Source organism: Polynucleobacter sp. 39-46-10 (assembly GCF_002282275.1).
Genome location: NZ_NCJB01000233.1, coordinates 1 through 3,929 on the forward strand (window position 1 = coordinate 1; position 3,929 = coordinate 3,929).

Below are 3,929 nucleotides of genomic sequence, written 5' to 3' on the forward strand. Positions count from 1 at the left end.
ATCGAAAATAAAATGACTGCCAAGAGGAAATTGGCAAATGGTCCAGCAGCCACAATGACAGATCGTTGCCAGAGCGGCTTTACATCAAAGGATTGAGATCGATCCTGCGCTGAAATACTTTGTTGACCATCGCGGCCATCCAATAATTTGACATAGCCGCCTAAGGGGATAGATGCTACAACCCACTCAGTACCGTTACTGGCGCGAAAAGTAAATAATGGCTTGCCAAAACCCAAGGCAAAACGAAGTACTTTGACGCCGCATAAACGGGCTGCTAAAAAATGACCGTACTCATGAAAGCTAACCAGTACACCTAAGGTGACTAAGAATGAAGCAAGAGTGATTAAAGCCTGCACAAATCGCCGATCTATCTTTTGATATTACAAATGAACTGATTCGCAGTGCGGCGCGCCAGAGCATCAGCCTCGAGAATCGTTTCTAGGGAGCTCGCCGCAACTGAAGGCAAGGTATTTAAGCAGTGCTCTACTACATTAGGAATGCTTAAGTAGGGCAAGCCATCATCCAAGAAAGCGGCCACAGCAACTTCGTTCGCAGCATTCAACACCGCAGGAGTGGTGCCTCCAGTTTTTGCCGCAGCAAAGGCCAAACTAAGACAGGGGAATTGAGCAAAATTTGGTTCGGTGAAACTGAGGCCACTCAACTGAGTCAGATTTAAAGGACCAACACCAGCCTCGATGCGTTCAGGCCAGGCAAGGCCATAGGCAATTGGGGTGCGCATATCAGGCTGACCCATTTGCGCCAGCACTGAGCCATCACGATAACGCACCATCGAGTGCACTACGCTTTGCGGATGAATCAACACCTTAATCTTTTCTAGCGGCAAACCAAACAACCAAAAAGCTTCGATAACTTCCAAGCCTTTATTCATCATCGTTGCTGAATCAACTGAAATTTTTCTACCCATCACCCAGTTTGGGTGTGCGCAAGCTTGCTCAGGAGTAATGTCCGATAAATCTGCAAGCGGCTTATCTCTGAATGGTCCGCCAGAGGCAGTTAACCAAAGCTCTTCAACACCTAAATGCGCAGATGGATTTTTTGTAAAGCAATCTGGCAAACATTGAAAGATCGCATTATGTTCACTGTCGATGGGAAGCAATTCACCGCCGCCAGCTTGCATAGCCTGCATAAATAAATTACCTGACATCACCAGCGCTTCTTTATTGGCCAACAATACCCGCTTACCTGCTTTTGCTGCAGCTAGGGCAGGAACTAAGCCAGCTGCACCCACAATCGCCGCCATAACGGTATCGCACCCTGATTCGGTGATGGCACTTACTAATGCCTCAGGCCCATAAAGAACTTGAGTCGTGATCTTTTTTGCTTGCAGGAGTTGAGTCAGTTTGGAGGCGCCCTCAGCGTCAGCCACTACTGCAATAGTTGGTTTGAACTCAATACATTGCTCAGCTAGACGCTCAATCTGTTTTGCAGCAGTCAAAGCGACCACCTTGAAGCGATCTGGATGCGCACGAATCACATCCAAAGTATTAACACCAATCGATCCCGTAGATCCGAGGATGGCAACTTGCTTAAGTGGCATCAAATCAATCCAGCTAGTAATGCAGCAATCGGCATTGTCGGGATGAGAGCATCAACCCGATCTAATACGCCACCATGGCCAGGCAACAAATGACTACTATCTTTGACTCCAGCTAAGCGCTTCAACTGAGACTCAAACAAATCACCGAAGACGCTGAACGCAGCTAACACGGTAACCATCAAGAACATCGGCACCCAACCAAATCGAATGGCCCAAGCACCAAACAAGGTATCAGCTAGAGGTAAATAGACTACGCATAAAAATGCATAAAGATAGCAAAGAACTAGGCCGCCCAGGGCTCCCTCAATCGACTTCCCTGGACTGATATTTACGGCCAACTTATGTTTACCAAAAGCCTTGCCAACAAAGTAAGCGCCGATATCGGCAACCCAAACTAAAGCCATGCTACTCAACAAAAAGACTAAGCCCAGCTCACGTAAGAAGACTAAGGCGAACCAAGTGGCCGGAAGAATGATCAAACCTAGAATGCTGTAGAAAGGTTTGAATTTTTGAAGGGAGAGGTTCATCCCTTTTGCCAAAATAAATGGTGCCAAAAAGAACCAAAACAGCACCGCCATCATGAGCAGAGAGAACTGCCATGAAATCGCCTGGGTGCCGAGTAAAAACAAAATGATGGCCAAACAAAAAGCGGCATAGAGCCATGCAGCCTTTTTTGCCTCAGGAGCGATCATGCGACTCCATTCCCAAGCAGCTACAACTAATGCGACGAGGAAAAATCCGCCCAAATAGATTGGTGGTAATAAAAATAAGATGGGCAATAGCACTGCCATCAAGATGGTGGCAGTAATGATTCGGGTTTTTAACATAAGGGAATAAGAATACTTAGACTGCGTCGCTCAAAGGCTCGGAAGCTAGCTGAGCACTCGTACGTCCAAAACGACGCTCGCGCTGACTAAACCAGTCAAACGCTTTATGTAATTCAGCCTCATCAAAATCAGGCCAAAGGATGTCCGTGAAATACAACTCGGTATACACAAGTTGCCACAATAAGAAGTTACTTACCCTTTGCTCGCCACCAGTACGAATGAACAAATCTGGTTCTGGAGCATAAGCCATGGATAAATGGGCTTGCAATAACTCCTCTGACACTTCCTCAGGCTTCAAACCAGGATTAGCAGCCAAACATTGGCGCATCGCCTGCAAAATATCCCAACGACCACCGTAGTTAGCGGCAATCGTAAAAGTGAGACTTTTGCAGCCAGCAGTTTTTTCTTCAGAGAATTGCACCATCTCCTGGATCGCAGAATCAAATCGGCTGAGATCACCAATAAGGCGTAAAGAGATATCGTTTTCAGCGAGACGAGAGACTTCGCTTTTTAATGACTTGAGAAACAACTTCATTAGAAAGCCCACCTCTTCCGGTGGGCGACGCCAATTTTCAGAGCTAAATGCAAATACAGTGAGGTATTCAACACCAAGACGGCGGCACTCTTGAACAATCTTCCGCACTGCGCCTAATCCCTCAGAGTGCCCTGCTACTCGCGGCATAAAACGCTTGCTGGCCCAGCGACCATTGCCATCCATGATGATGGCAACATGGCGAGGAATAGCGCTCACCTCTGGAACAACTAAGGTAGAGCTAGTGTGCTGGGTCATAAACCGAAGAATAAAAAAATGATCTGACGATTAAACCGTCATGATCTCTTTTTCTTTTTCAGAAACCAACTTATCAATCTCAACAACCGTGCGATCGGTCATCTTCTGAATATCATCAGTTGCACGACGCTCATCATCCTCTGAAATTTCTTTATCTTTAGTTAAGCGCTTCAGGTGCTCATTCGCATCACGGCGTAAATTGCGTACGGCGATTTTAGCGTCTTCACCCTCGTTCTTAACCACCTTAGTGAGGTCGCGACGACGCTCCTCTGTCAAAGCAGGCATTGGTACGCGAATCACTGTACCTTGGGAAGCTGGATTAAGACCTAGATCAGAATCGCGAATTGCTTTCTCAATTGCACCAACCATGGTCTTTTCAAATGGCTGAACGTTAATCGTTCTAGCATCAGCCAAACCTAAGCTAGCTACTTGACTTAGTGGCGTTGGATTACCGTAGTAATCCACTTGAATGTGCTCCAAAATTCCTGGGTTTGCACGGCCAGAACGAATCTTCGCCAAATTGGATTTCAAAGCCTCGAGAGACTTCTGCATCTTTTGATCGGTAGTGGTTTTAATTTCTGCTGCGGACATCAAGCCTCCTATTAAACGTGTACTAAAGTACCTTCAGATTCACCCTGAACCACGCGCATCAATGCGCCTGGCTTGAGAATTGAAAATACTTTGATTGGTAATTTACGATCACGACACAATGCAAAAGCAGTTGCATCCATTACTTGCAAGTTTTTGATGATGG

At 46.4% G+C, this 3,929-nt stretch carries 5 protein-coding genes and 1 pseudogene; all 6 read right to left on the reverse strand.

The window, feature by feature from the left end; all coding sequences use genetic code 11:
* A partial coding sequence (locus tag B7X71_RS13335; RefSeq protein WP_293600994.1) for a site-2 protease family protein occupies positions 1 to 356 on the reverse strand: 356 nt, incomplete at its 3' end.
* Between the two features lie 11 nt (positions 357 to 367).
* Positions 368 to 1,558: a 1-deoxy-D-xylulose-5-phosphate reductoisomerase gene (ispC, locus tag B7X71_RS13340; RefSeq protein WP_293600995.1), complete on the reverse strand. Its 1,191-nt coding sequence runs from the start codon at positions 1,556 to 1,558 to the stop codon at positions 368 to 370.
* Positions 1,558 to 2,385, reverse strand: a complete 828-nt coding sequence (locus B7X71_RS13345) for a phosphatidate cytidylyltransferase (RefSeq protein ID WP_293599091.1) — start codon at positions 2,383 to 2,385, stop codon at positions 1,558 to 1,560. The genes ispC and B7X71_RS13345 overlap by 1 nt, the downstream gene beginning before the upstream one ends.
* A 16-nt stretch (positions 2,386 to 2,401) precedes the next feature.
* Positions 2,402 to 3,175 (reverse strand): polyprenyl diphosphate synthase, encoded by a 774-nt coding sequence (uppS, locus tag B7X71_RS13350; protein WP_293600996.1) that lies wholly within the window; start codon positions 3,173 to 3,175, stop codon positions 2,402 to 2,404.
* A gap of 30 nt (positions 3,176 to 3,205) precedes the next feature.
* Entirely contained in the window at positions 3,206 to 3,766 is a 561-nt protein-coding gene (gene frr / locus B7X71_RS13355) for a ribosome recycling factor (protein WP_215301289.1), read from the reverse strand.
* An 11-nt stretch (positions 3,767 to 3,777) separates the two neighbouring features.
* Positions 3,778 to 3,929: pseudogene (locus B7X71_RS13360) on the reverse strand (UMP kinase); the annotation flags it as partial.

Coding starts and splice junctions, on each gene's coding strand:
- ispC (WP_293600995.1), bottom strand. CDS start 1,558: ATGCCACTTAAGCAAGTTGCCATCCTCGGATCTACGGGATCGATTGGT.
- B7X71_RS13345 (WP_293599091.1), bottom strand. CDS start 2,385: ATGTTAAAAACCCGAATCATTACTGCCACCATCTTGATGGCAGTGCTA.
- uppS (WP_293600996.1), bottom strand. CDS start 3,175: ATGACCCAGCACACTAGCTCTACCTTAGTTGTTCCAGAGGTGAGCGCT.
- frr (WP_215301289.1), bottom strand. CDS start 3,766: ATGTCCGCAGCAGAAATTAAAACCACTACCGATCAAAAGATGCAGAAG.